Origin of the sequence: Roseateles sp. (assembly GCF_039595295.1) — a bacterium.
Classification (GTDB): Bacteria; Pseudomonadota; Gammaproteobacteria; order Burkholderiales; family Burkholderiaceae_C; genus Roseateles.
The window spans coordinates 41,161-57,412 of record NZ_JBCNLU010000007.1; the positions used below are offsets into that span (position 1 = coordinate 41,161).

The following is a 16,252-nucleotide window of genomic DNA, read 5'->3' on the forward strand; positions in this document are numbered from 1 at the left end:
ATCAAGCCGGCGTCAACTGATCCAAGGCCTCCTCGACCCGCCCGCGCTCATGCGTGCTCAACCCACGCGCCGCCTTGCGGCACTGCTCGATCAACGCCGGATCCGCCGGCATGTGCGACGCCAGATTCGTCAGCACCTCCGTCCGATCAAACCCGCTCATTCCGTCCACCGCGCGCAGCACCTGCGTGACAACCTCGCGATCGACCTTGGTCCCGTCCATCAGGGCGTTCAAGGCCACCCGCCGATCGAAGTCGCTGGACATCCCGCGCACCGCGTCGGCATACCGAGCCACCTCGCCCTTGGGCACGCCCCCATCGCGCTGGCTCACCGCCTCCAGCACCGTGCGCCGGTCAAAGTCACCGCCGACCAACTGGCTCGCATCCAGCGCCGCCCGCATCCGAACCGGATCCGCCGCCTCGCCCTCCTCGATCAGCGCGACGATCGCCACCCGCTTGTCGAAGTCGCCATCCACGCCCTGCACCGCCTGCTGCCAAGCCGCCATCACCTCGCGATCACCCGCCAGCTTGGGCGCCAGCGCCACCAGCACGGTCCGCCGCTCAAAGCCGCTGTGCAGCTGATTCACCACCCGCAGCACCTCCCGCTGATGCGCGGGCTTGAGCGCCTGATGCTCGATCAGCGCGATCAACGCGGTCCGACGCTGGAAGTCGTCGCCGCCGAAATCGCCGGTCATCGCGATCAACCGCGCCATTGTCGCGTCGTCCTGCGGCCCCGTGGCGAGCAGGCCCTCGATGCGACTGCGGCGCGTCATCGGCTCCTGCGCCTTGGCCACGTCGGCCAGCACCGCCTCGACACCGCCCTTCTCCATCAGGCGCCGCGCCCGCTTCTCGCTGCCCTGCGCCGATTCCGACACCAGCGACAGCTGCTCCGCGATCCAGCGGCGCCCCTCCTCGTCGATCGGTTTGGACTTGCCGTCGACCGAGTACTTGCGCGTCATGCCGTCCTTGCCGTCGCGCATCACCTCCAGCTTGCGCGTCACGCCGCCGGTGCGCTCCGTCACCACCAGCTGATGGTCCAGCGACACCAGCTCATTGCCCTCGTCGTTGAAGACCAGCTCGCCCTCGTAGCTGACGCGCCGCTCATGTCCATTGGAGATGCTCACCTGGCGCGTGACCTTGGCGCCGGACAGGCTGGCCACGGCGCCGCCGATGTCCAGGCTGATGCGCGGCACCTTGCCGATCACGATCATCGGCACGGCCAGCGCGACGGCGCACAGGCCGCCGGCCAGCAGCCAGCGACCGGCACGGCGCTTGGCGGGAGAAGGGGAATCGCTCATCGGGGCATCCTCCAGCAGCGCGTGCATGCGCTGCATCAACGGGGAACGGGCGGCGGCCATCGCACTGGCCAGCGCCGGCATCGGGGCCGCCCCGCGCAGGGGCATCCAGCGCAGCAGCGGGGCACGGCTCGCACGACGAGTCGCGCGGCTCGCGACATGCGCGGCGCGGTCGCTCGCGCAGACGTACAGGCCTTGCGCCAGCGGCATCGCGCCGGCTTCCTCGGCGGCCCAGGCGTCGCAGGCGAGCTCCGCCAGCAGATCCAGTCGGCGCAGCGCCAGGCGGTTCAAGGGCTGCAACCAGCCCACATGCGCGACGAGGCGCGCGGCCAGCCGCCACGCCACATCGCGACGGCGCAGATGCGCGATCTCATGCGCGAGCACGGCCACCCGCTGCCCGGCCTCCAGACGCCGCATCAGCGTCGCCGGCAGACAGATCTGGGCACCCGGCGCGACCAGCGGGCTCGGCCAGAGCGGGCTGATGCGCAGTGTCGGCATCGGCACGCCGGCGCGCCCCGCGAGGTCCTCGGCGGCGGCTTGCAGTTCGGCGTCGTCGGCCAGCGGCAACGCCCGCACCTGACGGCGCAGCGCGATCCAGCGCGCCAGCGTCAGCAACAGGCCCCAGGCGGCGAGCAGCGGCCAGGCCAGCACGAAAGCGGCCACGGCGGTGCGCAGGTCTTCCCAGCGGCGCTGGGCGTTCTCGCTGGAGAGATCGAAGAGGCGATCGGTCACGGCGGCCAGACGGTCGGCCGCGCGTGTCTCCCCGGTCGGAGTCGGGGTCGCGGTGGGCGTCGGAGTCGGGGTCGGCGTGGAACGGGAGGCCTCGACGTCGGGGGCGGCGTAGCGCGCTGACGTCGGCGCGCCAGACTCGCTCTCGGTCGAGTTCCGCGCCGCCGCGTCCGCTTGCTCGCCGGACGCGGTGACGGTGGTGACCGCCGCGCCGTTCACATCCTGACTGGTCACGACCGTCACGCCCCCCGGGACCGCGCGATCGCGGCCCGTGGTCGAGTTCCTCGGCGCCTCGACGCTGGTGCCCAGTCCCTTCACGGGCAGGCCCACGCCGGAGAACTGCAACAGCGGTTGCGCGCTCGCGGTCAGCACGGCGCCGAAGAAGGCCCAGCGCCAGCAGAGCTCGCGCCATGCGGGGTGCTTGAGCACGCCCAGACGCTCCAGCGCCCAGACGCCGCCCAGCAGCACGGTGCTGTGCAGCAGGTAGTTCAGCAACCAACCGGTGAGGAGTTCAAGCATGGCGCCCGCCCTTCTTGTTCAGCAGCGCCCGCATCTGGGCGAGGTCGTCATCGCCGAGTTCGCCCTCGGCCACCAGATGGCTGAGCAGCGCCGCGGGCTGGCCGCCGAAGAGCGTGCTCAGCAGCCCCGACACCATGGAGCGCTGCACCTCGGGCTCGCTCACCGCGGGGCGGTAGACCAGCGCGCGGCCGTCGCGCTCGCTCAGCAGCAGGCCGCGTTTTTCGAGCCGCGTCAGCAGCGTCGCCACGGTGGTGTGGGCCAGCGGCCGCTGCTGCTCACGCAGCGCTTCCGCCACCTCGGCCGTGCTGGCCTGCCCGCGCGTCCACAGCACGCGCATCAGCGCGAGTTGCAACTCGCTGAGCGAGACGTCGCCCTTGCCGTCGCCGTCGTTGATCTCGTCCATCGCCATCCCTACGCTTCTACAGCTGTCGTACTACGACTGTAGAAGATGAAATCGGACGGATGCAAGGACCACCATCCTGGGACATTCCCGGGGTGAGAAATGGCACCCTCACCCGCCGAGCGCCTCCTCACCGGGGAGCCCCTCACCGCGGAGCTCCCCTTGCCGCCGAGCGCCTCCCCTCGCCGCCGAGGCCCCCTCGCCCGCTTGCGGGAGAGGGCAGGGGAGAGGGTCTTCGGGCTCCAACGCAAGCAGCCGACGGGGACCGAGCGATGCCACGCTCCCACCCTCTCCCCCGCCCTCTCCCGCCCCGCGGGCGAGGGGCCAGAAAAGCGGATCGCGGGCATGAAGCACATGTGCCAGGACATGGGTGACAGCTGTGCCTGGACATGGGTGACACCTTTCCGCCCCCCGCACGAAGGCTCCGCTTTCCGCTTGCGATGGCCCCTCGGGAGGGCCCCCATGGCCCTTCGGTCAGAATCGACGCCCTATGACCGACCTCAACGCCTACATGACCGGCGTCGGCGAGGCGGCCCGCGCGGCCGCGACGCTGATGGCCGCCGCGCCGACCGCCGCGAAGAACACCGCCCTGCTCGCGCTCGCCCGCCGCCTCCGCGAGGCCGGTCCGTCGCTGTCCGCCGCCAACGAACGCGACCTGTCCGCCGCGGTCCAAGCCGGCCTGGATGCCCCCATGGTCGACCGCCTGCGCCTCACCCCCAAGGTCCTGGCCACGGTCGCCGAAGGTTGCGAGCAGATCGCCGCCATGCCCGATCCGATCGGCGAGATCACCGGCGTGAAGCGCCGCCCCACCGGCATCAGCGTCGGCCAGATGCGCGTCCCGCTGGGCGTGTTCGGCATGATCTACGAGAGCCGCCCCAACGTGACCATCGAGGCCGCCTCGCTCGCGATCAAGAGCGGCAATGCCTGCATCCTGCGCGGCGGCTCCGAGGCGCTGCACAGCAACCTGGCGCTAGCCGCGCTGGTGGCGGACTCGCTCGAAGAAGCCGGCCTGCCGCGCGACGCGGTGCAGCTGATCAACACCACCGACCGCGCGGCGGTCGGGCTGCTGATCGCGATGCCGGCCTTCGTCGACGTGATCATTCCGCGCGGCGGCAAGGGCCTGATCGAGCGCATCAGCCGCGAGGCCCGCGTGCCCGTCATCAAGCACCTGGACGGCAACTGCCACAGCTACGTGGACGCCGAGGTCGACCTCGACCTGGCCGTCACCGTCGTCGACAACGCCAAGACCCAGAAGTACAGCCCCTGCAACGCGACCGAGTCACTGCTGGTCCACGCCGCGCAGGCCGCGCATTTCCTGCCGCGCATCGGCATGGTCTTCGCGGCCAAGGGCGTCGAGATGCGCGGCTGCGAGCGCGCGCTCGCGCATCTGGAAGCCGTCCCGCGCGAGCTGCTCAAGCCCGCGACGCCCGAGGATTGGGACACCGAATACCTCGCGCCCGTCATCAGCATCAAGGTGGTGGACGGGCTGGACGAGGCCATCGCCCACATCAACCGCCACGGCTCGCATCACACCGACGCGATCCTGACGACGAACCACGTCCACGCGATGCGCTTCCTGCGCGAGGTCGACTCGGCCAGCGTGATGGTCAACGCCAGCACGCGTTTCGCCGACGGCTTCGAGTATGGACTGGGCGCGGAGATCGGCATCTCCACCGACAAGTTCCACGCCCGCGGGCCGGTGGGGCTGGAAGGCCTGACCTCGATGAAGTGGGTAGTGCTGGGACAGGGCGAGATCAGGCGCTGATCCGCCGCTGAAGCCCGCCGCGGCGCCCCCGGGCCGCGCCGGGCCCGGGATGGCGTTTGGCCGATCAGCGCATGCCGCTGACGCGCGCGTCCTTCGGGACGCTGATCTTGTAGACCGCCTGGAAGGCCTGCGTCGCGCCGGCCGCCAGCGGCAGCTCCCACAACTGGATGCCAGTCTGCTCGCGCCAGTTGGCCTCGGTCACCGGCGGCGCGAAGCGGGTCTCGACGCGGATGTCCTCGTGCTGCGACACGGGCGCCGCTTCCAGCACCTGCAAGGTCACCGGTCGCTTGCCCAGGTTCTCGACCTGCCATTGGCGCGTCAGCTGCTGGTCGCGGCGCGCGCCGATGAAGCCGGCATCGGCCCCTTCACGCTTCTCCGGATCCACGCGCACGCGCAGGCGCTCGTCGCGGCCGAAGGGCAGGTACAGCGTCTTGTTGGTGCCGAGCGCCAGCGAGGTCTCGCCAATCAGCGTCCCGTCGCGGAACAGCTGCACCGTGCCGCGCGGCCAGGCGCCTTCGGGGCGGGGGACCTCGGCCAGCAGATAGGCGGCCGCCTCGATCTGCGGCTGCACGCGCGACACCACCTTCGCCGTCATCGACTGACTGCCCAGGCTCACCGTCGTGCTCTGGCCGTTGCCGCGCAGCGTGACGCGCTGCGGCAGCTCGTACTCGGTGGCGAACTCGCCCTGGAAGACGCTGGCATCGAAACGCACCGCGCTGCCGGTGACTGCCACGCGCTGCAGCGGCGCGGAGGGACGCATCTCGATCGCCGCGGGAGCCGCAGGGGCCGGTGCGGCGAAGGCGCGTGCCTCGGCCTGCACCGGCGGCAGCAAGGCCAGCGTCCAGGGCGCCAGGCTGCGCGAGGACACCGGCTGACGCGGCTGGGCGGTCGACAGGCGCAGCCGGACCTGGGTCCAGTCCTCGCCGCTGTTCTGCGCGATCTGGGCGACGCGCTCGACGAGCAGCGTGCCCGCGGTCGTGTCCAGGCGGGCGCGGTACTGCGGGCTCCAGCCGCTGTCAGGCACCCGGTAGCGCAGTTGCAGCTCGCCGGATTGCGGCGCGGACAGCCGCACCCGCAGCACCGACACCTGCCCGCCTTCGGGCTGCGCCAGATCGGCCTTGGCGGCGGCGAGCTGCGCGTCCAGCTCGGTCATCTTCAGCTTCAGGGCCTGCTGGCGGGTGAGCAGGTCCTGCGCATTGCGTCGCAGCGAGTCCAGCGTCGCGCCCAGCGCCGGGCCGCCCTTGGCGTCGCGGTCCGAGAGGTTCTTCAAGTAGCCCAGCGAGACCTCGACCCCGCCCTGCTCGGCCTCCAGCGTCGCGCGCTGCGCTTCCAGCTCGCGCACACGCGGATCGGCGGGGCGGCACTCGGGCAGTTGGGCGCGGGGGACGTTCTCCAGCTGCAGCTCGCCCAACGCGATGTGCGCGGGGCCTTGCAGCTGGATGGAGTCGCGCTCCAGCGTCGCGGGCAGGCAGGCCAGGCGCAGCTGCGTCGCGCCGGTGGCCACGCTCAGCGTGCGGTCGATCTGCGCGCCGCCCGGATAGAGCAGCACCTGCGAGATCGGCGATGACTGCGCCGTCTGTCCAGTCTGGCTTGCTTGCGCGAAGGCGGCGGGCGCCGCGATGCCGGTGACGGTGAGCGCCGTCATGGCGGCGATGGCGGTCACGGCGGCGCCGCCCGGCACCCTCCGGGCCATGAGGCGGCGGCCCACGGTCGGGCGGTGCTTGGGGATACGTCGTTGCATTGGATTTCCTCCCTGTGGCCGACGACGGTAGCACGGTGCTGGCACACTTCCGGCTGCCCAAGAACCCGCTGCTGTCCCATGTCCGACGCCACTTCCCCGATTCCTCCCGTCCACGCTTCGCGCCGCAAGGCGCTGGTGCTCTTCTCCGGCGGCCAGGACTCCACCGCCTGCTTGGCTTGGGCGCTGGAGCGCTTCGCCGAGGTCGAGACCCTGGGCTTCGACTACGGCCAGCGCCACCGCGTCGAGCTGGACTGCCGCAAGACCGTGCGCGCCGAGATCGCCGCGCAGTTCCCGCACTGGGCGCCCAAGCTGGGCGAGGATCATCTGCTGGACCTGAGCCTGCTGGGCCAGATCTCCGACACCGCGCTGACGCAGGAACGCGCCATCGAGCTCCAGGCCAACGGCCTGCCCAACACCTTCGTCCCCGGCCGCAACCTGCTCTTCCTGACCTTCGCCGCGACCCTGGCCTACCGCCGCGGCGCGTCGGTCCTGGTGGGCGGCATGTGCGAGACCGATTTCTCCGGCTATCCCGACTGCCGCGACAACACGCTCAAGGCGCTGCAGGTGGCGCTCTCGCTTGGCCTGGACACGCCGATGACGCTGGACACGCCGCTGATGTTCCTGACCAAGGCGCAGACCTGGTCCCTGACCGAGACCCTGGGCGGCGAGGCGCTCAACGACCTGATCGTCGAGCACACCCACACCTGTTATCTGGGCGAGCGCAAGACGCGCCATGACTGGGGCTGGGGCTGCGGCCACTGCCCCGCCTGCGAGCTGCGCGCCAAGGGATGGCGCGAGTTCCAGGACGCCAAGGCGGCCGGCATCGCGCTGGGGGCCTGATGCACTGGAACTGGTGGCTGTGGGGCCTGGGCGCGGTGCTGCTGTTCTGGTGCATCGGCGCCTACAACCGGGTCATGCTGCTGCGCAATGACATCGCCAAGGCCTTCGCCCAATTCGACGACGCGCTGACCCGTCGCTTCACGCAGGCCGATCTGCTGCTGGAGCGGCTGCGCGAGCGGCTGCCCAGCGAGCAGGCCAGCCTGGACGCGCTGGCCGCCGCTCAGGCCGAGGCCAAGACCGCCGCGCAGGCGGTGCGCGCGCGGCCGCAGGCGGCGGATCCCGTGGCGCAGCTGGCGGTGGCCGCCGCGGTGCACGGCGCGGCGCTGACGCGGCTGGTGTCGCTGGTCGAGCATCACGCCGAGCTCAGCGCCGACCCGGACCTGGGCGGCGCGGTCGAGGAGCTCAAGCTGATCGAGCGTCAGCGGGCGTTCTCGCGTCAGGTCTTCAATCAGGCCGTGACGGCCTACAACGAGGCGGTGCGCCAGTTCCCGACGCGGGTGCTGATGAGCTTCGTCGGTTTCGGCGAGGCGCGCAGCCTCTGAGCGCGCGCCGGGCCCGCGACGGCATCCCGCCGTCGCGTCGGCCCTCGGGCTTCAGCCCTTCTTGCGGATCAGCGAGAGGAACTCGGCCCGCAGCGTCGGATCCTTCAGGAAGGAACCGCGCATCACGCTGTTGATCATGGTCGAGTCCATGTCCTTCACGCCGCGCCAGTGCATGCAGAAGTGGTCCGCGTCCATCACGATGGCCAGGCCGTCGGGATTCACGCGGGACTCCAGCTCGTTGGCCAGCATGACGACGGCCTCTTCCTGGATCTGCGGGCGGCTCATGATCCATTCGGTCAGGCGCGCGTACTTGGACAGGCCGATCAGATTCGAGTGCTCGCTGGGCAGCAGGCCGATCCAGACCTTGCCGATGATCGGGCACAGGTGGTGCGAACAGGCGCTGCGCACGGTGATCGGGCCGACGATCATCAGCTCGTTGAGCCGCTCGGCATTGGGGAACTCCGTGACCGCCGGCGCCGCGGCGTAGCGGCCCGCGAAGACCTCGCGCACGAACATCTTGGCCACGCGCTTGGCGGTCTCCTGCGTGTTGTGATCGCTGACGGTGTCGATCACCAGGGCTTGCAGGACCTCCTGCATCTTGGCCTGCACCTCGTCCTGCAGCTGCTGGAGTTCGCCGTCCTCGATGAAGCCGGCGATGTTGTCGTTGGCGTGATGGCGGCGGCCGGCCTGGACCAGGCGATAGCGGATGCGGTCGGAGGCCGGCAGCGCCGCCAGGTCCTCGGGGCTCAGGATGGGAGTGCCTGTCATGAAGTGCGTGTCCGGCGCGCCGTCGCGGCCGCCGGCATCCGGGTCGTCGTGAAGGAAAGCGGCGATTGTCTTCGGTTCCGCATGGCATTGCGAAAGCAAGGCCGTATCGGGCGCATGGGGCGCATCGGGTGCACCGGGCGATCCGCGGCACCGTGCGGGCAGGCCCCCTTTAAACTCCGCCGGTGTCTGCCCCTCCGACTTCCTCCCCGCCGCTGCACCGTCTGCTGGCCCAATGCGCCGATGCCGTCCAGGCCGTGCGCGACGGCCAATCGCTGACCGACTGGCTGTCCCGCTGCCCGCCCGATCTGCGCCCCGGCGCGCAGGCGCTGAGCTTCACCGCGCTGCGCCGCCTGGGCGCCGCGCAGGCCGTGCGCGCCAAGCTGGCGCCCAAGAATCCGCCGCCCCGCGTCGACGCTCTGCTGGTCACCGCGATCGCGCTGCTCTGGCCGGGCGAGACCGCCTATGCCGAGCACACGCTGGTCGACCAGACCGTGCACGCGGTGCGCCAGCGCGCCGCCAACAGCGCGGGCTTCGTCAACGCGGTGCTGCGCCGCTTCCTGCGCGAGCGCGATGCGCTGGTCGCCCAGATCGAGTCCGACCCGGTCGCCCGCTACAACCATCCGCGCTGGTGGCAGGAACGCCTGTCCGCTGATTGGCCCGAATCATGGCGCGGCCTGCTCGAGGCCAATCAGCAGCGCCCGCCGATGACGCTGCGCGTCAATCCGGCCCATGGCGACGCCGCCGGCTATCTGGCGCGTCTGGCCGAGGCAGGCATCGCCGCCCGCCCGGCCGGCGAGCTCTTCCCGCAGGCCCTGGTGCTGGACGAGCCCCGCCCGGTCCAGGCCCTGCCCGGTTTCGACGCCGGCCATGCTTCGGTGCAGGATGCCTCGGCCCAACTGGCCGCGCCGCTGCTGCTGGGTCGGCGCCGCCCGCAAGACCTGGCCCCGGGCGAGACCTGGGCCGAGCTCGGCGCCGGCGCCCGCGTGCTGGATGCCTGCGCCGCGCCGGGCGGCAAGACCGCGCATCTGCAGGAATTGGCGGGAAACGCGCTCGATCTGCTGGCAGTGGACGCCGACGCCAAGCGCCTGGAACGCGTCAGCCAGAACCTGGGCCGGCTCTCGCTGACCGGCGCCGTGAAGGCGGCCGACGCGCGCGACACCGCCGCCTGGTGGGACGGTCGCCCCTTCGACGCCATCCTGCTGGACGCCCCCTGCAGCGCCTCAGGCATCGTGCGTCGCCATCCGGATGTGCGATGGCTGCGCCGGCCGGGCGACATCCCGTCGCTGGCCAAGATCCAGGCCGAGCTGCTGGAGGCGCTGTGGCCGCTGCTCAAGCCGGGCGGGCGTCTGCTGTACGCCACCTGCTCCGTCTTCAAGGCCGAGGGCCAGGACCAGATCGACGCGTTTTTGCAACGTCATGGCGATGCGCGTTCACGAGAGTTCGACCGGGGCGCCGGGCATCTGCTGCCGCTGGCCGACAATGACGCGAACGAGGACGCGCCGCGGGGCGCGCCGGCCGTCACCGACGGCTTCTACTACGCCCTGCTGCAGAAATCGCCGTCCTCGTCTCCTCTGTAAACCCCGACTCGACCCCGCGTGAGCCGTTCCGACCGTCCCGATCCGCTGCGTGCCTGGTGGCGGCGCCTGACTCTTGTCGGGGCGCTGCTGCTGTTGCACGGCTGGGCGCTGGCGCAGGGCGTGGCGCTGCAGTTGCTCAATGCCGAGCGGGTCGAGGACGGTCTGGCGCTGAGCTTCAGCACGCGCTTCGAGCTCCCGAAGGCCGCCGAAGACGCGCTGCTCAAGGGCGTGGCGATCTACTTCGTCGCCGATGTCCAGGTCTTGCGCAGCCGCTGGTACTGGCGCGACGCGCGCATCTCGCAGGTCAGCCGCACCTGGCGCCTGACCTGGCAACCCCTGACCCGCCAGTACCGTGTCAGCACCGGCGGCCTGCATCAGAGCTTCGACACGCTGGGCGAGGCCATCGCCTCGCTGCGCGGCGTCTCGGGCTGGCGCGTGGCCGATGCCAAGGACATCGAGGACGGCGGCCGCTACTACCTGGAGTTCAGCTACAAGCTTGACACCACGCAGCTCCCTCGACCGATGCAGATCGGACTGGGCGGGAGCCAGGGCTGGACGTTGTCGGCGGACCACACGCTGACGCTCAATCTGGACGCGCCCTCCACGCCTCCGCCCAACAAGCCGCAGCCCTGAGCGCGGATCCGTGCTGAACACCGAGGACTCTGACCAGTGACCAAGTCGGCACGCCTGGCGTGGTTGATCTCCGTGGCCGCGATCGCGGGTGCCAGCGGGATGCTGGCCTTCCTGCTGTCCATCAGCACCACCGCGCAGCGCGGCTTCCTGGAGCGCCACTACCTCTGGCTGTTCTGGGTCAACGTCGCCGTCGCCACCGCGCTGATCATCGTCATCGGCGTGGCCGGCACGCGACTGGCGCTGCGGGTCAAGCGCGGGCGTTTCGGCTCGAGGCTGCTGCTCAAGCTGGCGGGCATCTTCGCCTTCGTCGGCGTAGTGCCGGGACTGCTGATCTACACGGTCAGCTATCAATTCGTGAACCGCAGCATCGAGAGCCTCTTCGACCAGCGCCTGGCCAGCGCGCTGGAAGCCGGCCTGGCGCTGGGCCAGGACACGCTGGAGAACCTGCGCAGCGAGCTGGTCACCCGCACCCGCGCCGCCGCCGAGCGCTGGGAGGACGGCGCGCTCGCCCCGCTGGCGCTGGAGCGGCTGCGCGATCAGATGGGCGCGCGCAGCGTCGCGCTGGTGGGCAACAACGGCCAGGTGCTGCTGTCGGCCGGCGGCGATTCCAGCGAGCTCCCCCAGCGCCCCGCCGCCTCGCTGCTGTCGCAGGCGCGCGCCAACGGCGTGGCCTCGCGGCTGGAAGGGCTGGAGGACGAGCAACAGGCCGTACTGGGCGAGGCGCGCATCAGGGCGCTGGCGCTGCTCCCCAGCAGCGCGCTGCAACTGACCAACAGCGACCGCTACCTGATGGTGGTCAAGCAGATCTCCGGCAAGGTGGTCAGCAACGCGCTGAACGTCTCCACCGCCAACCAGGAGTACCTGCAGCGCTCGCTGCTGCGCGACGGGCTTCGGCGCATGTATCTGGGAACGCTGACGCTGGTGCTGATCCTGGCGGTGTTCGCCGCGCTGCTGCTGGCGGTGGCCTTGTCGAACCAGCTGGTGCAGCCGCTGCTGCTGCTGGCCGAGGGCATGCGCGAGGTCGCGACCGGCGACCTCAAGGCCAAGCCGGTGTTCCGCTCCCGCGACGAGCTGGGCGGGCTGACACGCTCCTTCGCCGACATGACGCAGCAGCTGGCGGACGCGCGGGCGCAGGTCGAGCTCAGCGTGACACAGCTCGAGAGCGCGCGCACGCATGTGCAGACCATCCTGGACAACCTGACCGCCGGCGTGATCGTGTTCGACCGCGAGCGCCGCATCGAGACCGTCAACCCCGGCGCCACGCGCATCCTGAAGCTGCCGATGTCTGCCTACGTCGGCCGGCCGCTGGACGAGCTGCCCGCGTTGGTCGCGTTCTCGCGCGACATCTGGCAGCGCTTCGAGATGCAGGGCCCCGAATCCGGCGAGCGCGAGCACTGGCAGGACTCCTTCGAACTGCAGCTCGACGAGAAGACCGCGCTGACCCTGCTGGTGCGCGGCGCCTCGCTGCCGCTGGACGCGCGCCTGCTGGTCTTCGACGACATCAGCGAGGTCGTGTCGGCGCAGCGTTCGGCGGCCTGGAGCGAAGTGGCGCGGCGTCTGGCGCATGAGATCAAGAACCCGCTGACGCCGATCCAGCTCTCGGCCGAGCGGCTGCAGTTCAAGCTGGAGTCCAAGCTCGAGGGCACGGACCAGGCGATGCTGGTGCGCGCGGTGGGCACCATCGTCAACCAGGTGCAGGCGATGAAGCAGCTGGTCAACGAGTTCCGCGACTACGCCCGGCTGCCGGCGGCCAAGCTGGCGGCGCTCGACCTGAACGAGCTGGTGGGCGAGGTGCTGATGCTGTATGCGCCGGCCCAGGAGGCGGGCCAGCTGGTGGCCGATCTGGCGGCGGATCCGCCCGCGATCATGGGCGACGCGCCGCAGCTGCGCCAGGTCATCCACAACTTGGTGCAGAACGCGCTGGACGCGGTCAGCGAGCGCCCCGGCGGACGCGTCACGGTCCGCACGCAGAAGGCGGTCAACGAGGCGGGCGAGCTGCGCGGGCTGCGGCTGGTGATCACCGACAACGGTCACGGCTTCGCGGAGAACGTGCTCCAGCGCGCCTTCGAGCCTTACGTCACGACCAAGACCAAGGGAACGGGATTGGGACTGGCGGTGGTGAAGAAAATCGCTGATGAGCACGGCGCGCGCATCCGCATCGTGAATCTGCACCCCGGGAGCGACAGCGAACAGCCGCCGAGCGGCGCGCAAGTTTCGTTATCATTTTCAAAACTCGCGACTGCACCGAGCCCTGCGCAGGACGCGCCTCGGCCGCGTGAACAGTAGGCATACATGGCAACCATTCTTGTTGTTGACGACGAACTGGGCATCCGCGCCCTCTTGTCTGAAATCCTCTCGGACGAGGGGCACACCATCGAACTGGCGAAGAACGCGCAGGAGGCGCGCGCCAGCCGCGAGCGCAGCCGGCCCGACCTGGTGCTGCTGGACATCTGGATGCCGGACGTCGACGGCGTGACGCTGCTCAAGGAATGGGGCAGCACCGGTCTGCTGACCATGCCGGTCATCATGATGAGCGGCCACGGCACGATCGACACGGCGGTCGAGGCGACCAAGTTTGGCGCGATGGCCTTCCTGGAAAAGCCCATCACCCTGCAGAAGCTGCTGCGCGCGGTCGAGCAGGCGCTGGTGAAGACGACGCCGCGTCCGGTCCCTCCGGTCGCGACCCCGGTGCTGGGCGCGGCGCCGACGAGCTATCCGCGTCCGGAAGCGATGCCTCAAGCCGTCCCTGGCGTGCTGCCGATGGCGTCGGCCGGACTGGCGCCGGTGACGCCGATGCCGCATCAACAGGGCCTGGCCTCGGAGCAGGTCTTCGAGCTGGACCGTCCGCTGCGCGAGGCGCGCGACGCGTTCGAGAAGAGCTACTTCGAATTCCATCTGGCCAAGGAGAACGGCTCGATGACCCGGGTGGCCGAGAAGACGGGGCTGGAACGCACCCATCTGTATCGGAAGCTGAAGCAGCTCGGCGTCGATCTTTCAAGAAACAAGCGCGGGACCGGAATTTAGTGTTATAGTCGTGGTCTTCGCTGTTCAGCAAGCGCGTCGCGAGACTCGGAACAGCGAAGAGAGACTCAGTCTCACGGCCAAGTAGCTCAGTTGGTAGAGCAGCGGATTGAAAATCCGCGTGTCGGTGGTTCGATTCCGCCCTTGGCCACCAAGAATGCTAAGCCCTTGATTCCTAACGGAGTCAGGGGCTTTTTGCTTTCCGGCGCATCGCTAAGCACGTTGGTTTGGTACACCGAACAGGTACACCAATGCCCTCTCGCCCTAGACTCGCGACCTCTCGCAAGCCTCGCCGCCGCCCTCTCATGGCCGACCCGTTTAAGCACCCCGACACTGGCATCTACTACATCCGACGCAAGGTGCCGCGCGAACTCCGAGAAGCGCTGGGCCGTGAGTACAAGCGCTCCCTCGGGACGCGCGATCTAGCCACGGCCAAAGGAGCATTTGTCCTGGCGTGGGCCACGTCAGACCAAGTCTTTGCACTCGCCCGAGCCAACGCCACAGGCGCCGCAACACCCATCAGCGTCCAGGACGCTCAGCAGATCGCTTCGCGCTGGTTCCGCGAGGAACAGAGCCGGATGGAGCGCGATGGCTCTTTCGAGTCCATGCTCGCCACAGGCCCCGGCTGGGAATTCGATCCACCCGACGGCCCTGCGGTAGGCGGCCCGATGTTCGTGACGCTTCAAGAAGGCGCCGACAACGACGACGACATTGACCCCGGCGAGGATTGGGGCCTAGTTGTCGATCCCCACATTCGGAAAAGCCTTCGCGCTCTCAACCAACCGATGCCGGCACCTGGTGCGAGCCTGTCGCGTTTGAGGAGCGCCTTCGCCGAGCATCTGCATAGATTGTCCGACTGGGCGCTCCAGCGGCAGGAGGGCAACTATGTCCCGCCCGGGCAAGGCCTGACCCCCATCCAGCCCCTGCAGTTGGAGGCGGCGAAGCCGGAGAAATCGAAGTCGATGAAGCTGGGGCCGCTGTTCGAGTCGTACGCCGCCGAGAAGATTCTGAACGACGGCGACAACAGGGCGACGCGCCGCACCGTGGGAGCCTTCAGATCGACCGTGGAGCGATTTATTGAGATCGTCGGGGACGTGGAGTTGCCCGCCATTGACCGGGCCGCCATAGCCCGTTTCAGGGCGTCTATTGGGTCGAAGGGCCGACGCTTCGATGCGGGAGCCGTTTTTTTCTCAGCGAGCGAGAAGTCGCCCATGTCGGCGTCAAGCAGGTCAATTGCATTCCGTTCACTCATCAGCACGATCCTTCAGTCCTCCCCTCTACGTATGTAGATTAGGGAATTTGTCAAACGTTCCGCCCGCAGACCGCCAAGGTTGCCGTCGGTCGGGGGTGCATGGCTCGGATGTGAGCCTATATCCGGTACCAGATCACTGGCGGGGCACTGTCGCCATCGCAGGGCCCCACCAGGGGGGAGGACAGCAGCCCGTTCTTGAAGGTGCCCCCTCGCAAGCCAGCAGCAAATTTAGGTCGCGTACGAGCAGGTGATCACTTCGACGAACCTGATAAAGCCCGCGAGTTGAGTGCACAGAGAGCGGACGCTTGGAGCAAGACTGCATCTCGATAAGGTCGCTCGCGGGTGTACTGAAGAGACTGAAACGCCGCTCTGACGAAGACCATTTCCAGATCGGTAGGAGCCATGGCGCCAAAGACACCCCTCGCGCGGGCCTCCGCCAGGCTTGCCATGGCCTGCGTCCAAGCGGCTCCTTCGCCTTGAGCACTCATGTCGTTGGCGGAAGCAAGCAACGTGACCGCTCTTGCACATCTCCCGGCGAGGAGTACACCGGACTGGTACACTGCCGGCTCTTCTTCTCGAATTCAACCCATACAAATCAATGGCTTAGCGATTCGATGGCGTGTCGGTGGTTCGATTCCGCCCTTGGCCACCAGAATCAAGAAAGCCCGGCAATGCCGGGCTTTCTGCTTTGTGGGCTGCGCCTTGAGGGCGCACGCCTACCGCGTGATGATGTCCCGATGCATCGGCGCCAGCAGGGCCAGCAGCTTGTTCTGCACGGTGAACGGGACCTTCTGCTCATCCATCGCCGCCTGCAGGTCCTCGACCAGCGCATTGAAGTCGGCCTTGGTCAGCGCCAGCTGCGCATGCGAGTTCTTCATCGTCTCGCCGTCGTAAACGCAAGGCCCGCCGCTGAGCTGGCAGATCTGCTTGCGGATGGATTCCTTGAGCGGCTCCGGCTTCACGCCGTCGAACTTGGCCTTGATGCGATCGTCCACGTAGGCGCGATCGATCAGGCCGTCGACGATGCGGGTGATACCCGCGTCACCGCCGAGCGCCTGGAACAGCGCATCCTCCGCCGCCCGTGACGGCGCCCCGCTGAGCAAGGCCAGCGCGACGATCGCCGCATGCAAGGGAAGCGCCAGCGAAGGGATGGCTCGAACGATGCGCGTCATCT

General features: G+C 69.2%; 13 protein-coding genes and 1 tRNA gene. 9 read left to right on the forward strand and 5 right to left on the reverse strand.

Going from position 1 to position 16,252, the window contains the following annotated elements; translation table 11 throughout:
- Nucleotide 1: 1 nt before the first annotated feature.
- Both ABDW59_RS07405 and ABDW59_RS07410 read right to left on the reverse strand, forming a co-directional pair.
- Nucleotides 2-2,539 (reverse strand): M56 family metallopeptidase, encoded by a 2,538-nt coding sequence (locus tag ABDW59_RS07405; RefSeq protein ID WP_343628951.1) that lies wholly within the window; start codon nucleotides 2,537-2,539, stop codon nucleotides 2-4.
- Complete coding sequence (locus ABDW59_RS07410; RefSeq protein WP_343628952.1) at nucleotides 2,532-2,948, reverse strand: BlaI/MecI/CopY family transcriptional regulator; 417 nt, start codon at nucleotides 2,946-2,948, stop codon at nucleotides 2,532-2,534. The genes ABDW59_RS07405 and ABDW59_RS07410 overlap by 8 nt, the downstream gene beginning before the upstream one ends.
- Nucleotides 2,949-3,429: 481 nt before the next feature.
- On the opposite strand from ABDW59_RS07410, the gene ABDW59_RS07415 reads away from it, so the two are divergent.
- Nucleotides 3,430-4,704 carry a glutamate-5-semialdehyde dehydrogenase gene (locus tag ABDW59_RS07415; protein WP_343628953.1) on the forward strand — a complete coding sequence of 425 codons (1,275 nt, stop codon included), beginning with the start codon at nucleotides 3,430-3,432 and terminating at the stop codon, nucleotides 4,702-4,704.
- A 64-nt stretch (nucleotides 4,705-4,768) separates the two neighbouring features.
- Here ABDW59_RS07415 and ABDW59_RS07420 read toward each other — a convergent pair whose 3' ends face one another.
- Nucleotides 4,769-6,445, reverse strand: a complete 1,677-nt coding sequence (locus ABDW59_RS07420) for a DUF4139 domain-containing protein (protein ID WP_343628954.1) — start codon at nucleotides 6,443-6,445, stop codon at nucleotides 4,769-4,771.
- A 78-nt stretch (nucleotides 6,446-6,523) separates the two neighbouring features.
- Between ABDW59_RS07420 and queC the strand changes: the two genes are divergently transcribed.
- Complete coding sequence (gene queC / locus ABDW59_RS07425; protein WP_343628955.1) at nucleotides 6,524-7,285, forward strand: 7-cyano-7-deazaguanine synthase QueC; 762 nt, start codon at nucleotides 6,524-6,526, stop codon at nucleotides 7,283-7,285.
- The gene (locus ABDW59_RS07430; RefSeq protein ID WP_343628956.1) at nucleotides 7,285-7,827 is read left to right on the forward strand and encodes a LemA family protein; all 543 of its coding nucleotides are present in this window, start codon (nucleotides 7,285-7,287) and stop codon (nucleotides 7,825-7,827) included. Before queC ends, ABDW59_RS07430 begins: the two co-directional genes overlap by 1 nt.
- 51 nt (nucleotides 7,828-7,878) lie before the next feature.
- On the opposite strand, the gene folE is transcribed toward ABDW59_RS07430, so the two are convergent.
- Nucleotides 7,879-8,595 carry a GTP cyclohydrolase I gene (gene folE / locus ABDW59_RS07435; protein WP_067069428.1) on the reverse strand — a complete coding sequence of 239 codons (717 nt, stop codon included), beginning with the start codon at nucleotides 8,593-8,595 and terminating at the stop codon, nucleotides 7,879-7,881.
- 182 nt (nucleotides 8,596-8,777) lie between these two features.
- Here folE and rsmB point away from each other — a divergent pair, with 182 nt between their 5' ends.
- The 6 genes from rsmB to ABDW59_RS07465 all read left to right on the forward strand — a co-directional run bounded on the left by rsmB (nucleotide 8,778) and on the right by ABDW59_RS07465 (nucleotide 15,115).
- The gene (rsmB, locus tag ABDW59_RS07440; protein WP_343628958.1) at nucleotides 8,778-10,172 is read left to right on the forward strand and encodes a 16S rRNA (cytosine(967)-C(5))-methyltransferase RsmB; all 1,395 of its coding nucleotides are present in this window, start codon (nucleotides 8,778-8,780) and stop codon (nucleotides 10,170-10,172) included.
- 18 nt (nucleotides 10,173-10,190) lie between these two features.
- A complete protein-coding gene (locus tag ABDW59_RS07445) occupies nucleotides 10,191-10,805 on the forward strand; it encodes a DUF4390 domain-containing protein (RefSeq protein ID WP_343628959.1) in 615 nt (204 codons plus the stop codon).
- 36 nt (nucleotides 10,806-10,841) lie between these two features.
- Nucleotides 10,842-13,091, forward strand: a complete 2,250-nt coding sequence (locus ABDW59_RS07450; RefSeq protein ID WP_343628960.1) for an ATP-binding protein — start codon at nucleotides 10,842-10,844, stop codon at nucleotides 13,089-13,091.
- 6 nt (nucleotides 13,092-13,097) lie between these two features.
- Nucleotides 13,098-13,829, forward strand: a complete 732-nt coding sequence (locus ABDW59_RS07455) for a response regulator (RefSeq protein ID WP_343628961.1) — start codon at nucleotides 13,098-13,100, stop codon at nucleotides 13,827-13,829.
- Nucleotides 13,830-13,904: 75 nt separating this feature from the next.
- Nucleotides 13,905-13,980, forward strand: a tRNA-Phe gene (locus ABDW59_RS07460).
- 151 nt (nucleotides 13,981-14,131) lie between these two features.
- Nucleotides 14,132-15,115 carry a DUF6538 domain-containing protein gene (locus tag ABDW59_RS07465; RefSeq protein ID WP_343628962.1) on the forward strand — a complete coding sequence of 328 codons (984 nt, stop codon included), beginning with the start codon at nucleotides 14,132-14,134 and terminating at the stop codon, nucleotides 15,113-15,115.
- Between the two features lie 679 nt (nucleotides 15,116-15,794).
- On the opposite strand, the gene ABDW59_RS07470 is transcribed toward ABDW59_RS07465, so the two are convergent.
- The gene (locus ABDW59_RS07470; RefSeq protein WP_343628963.1) at nucleotides 15,795-16,250 is read right to left on the reverse strand and encodes a group 1 truncated hemoglobin; all 456 of its coding nucleotides are present in this window, start codon (nucleotides 16,248-16,250) and stop codon (nucleotides 15,795-15,797) included.
- Nucleotides 16,251-16,252: the final 2 nt, after the last annotated feature.

Excerpts from the sequence above, each read along its gene's own strand:
- ABDW59_RS07405 (WP_343628951.1), bottom strand. The coding sequence starts at position 2,539 with ATGCTTGAACTCCTCACCGGTTGGTTGCTGAACTACCTGCTGCACAGC.
- ABDW59_RS07410 (WP_343628952.1), bottom strand. The coding sequence starts at position 2,948 with ATGGCGATGGACGAGATCAACGACGGCGACGGCAAGGGCGACGTCTCG.
- ABDW59_RS07415 (WP_343628953.1), top strand. The coding sequence starts at position 3,430 with ATGACCGACCTCAACGCCTACATGACCGGCGTCGGCGAGGCGGCCCGC.
- ABDW59_RS07420 (WP_343628954.1), bottom strand. The coding sequence starts at position 6,445 with ATGCAACGACGTATCCCCAAGCACCGCCCGACCGTGGGCCGCCGCCTC.
- queC (WP_343628955.1), top strand. The coding sequence starts at position 6,524 with ATGTCCGACGCCACTTCCCCGATTCCTCCCGTCCACGCTTCGCGCCGC.
- ABDW59_RS07430 (WP_343628956.1), top strand. The coding sequence starts at position 7,285 with ATGCACTGGAACTGGTGGCTGTGGGGCCTGGGCGCGGTGCTGCTGTTC.
- folE (WP_067069428.1), bottom strand. The coding sequence starts at position 8,595 with ATGACAGGCACTCCCATCCTGAGCCCCGAGGACCTGGCGGCGCTGCCG.
- ABDW59_RS07455 (WP_343628961.1), top strand. The coding sequence starts at position 13,098 with ATGGCAACCATTCTTGTTGTTGACGACGAACTGGGCATCCGCGCCCTC.
- ABDW59_RS07465 (WP_343628962.1), top strand. The coding sequence starts at position 14,132 with ATGGCCGACCCGTTTAAGCACCCCGACACTGGCATCTACTACATCCGA.
- ABDW59_RS07470 (WP_343628963.1), bottom strand. The coding sequence starts at position 16,250 with ATGACGCGCATCGTTCGAGCCATCCCTTCGCTGGCGCTTCCCTTGCAT.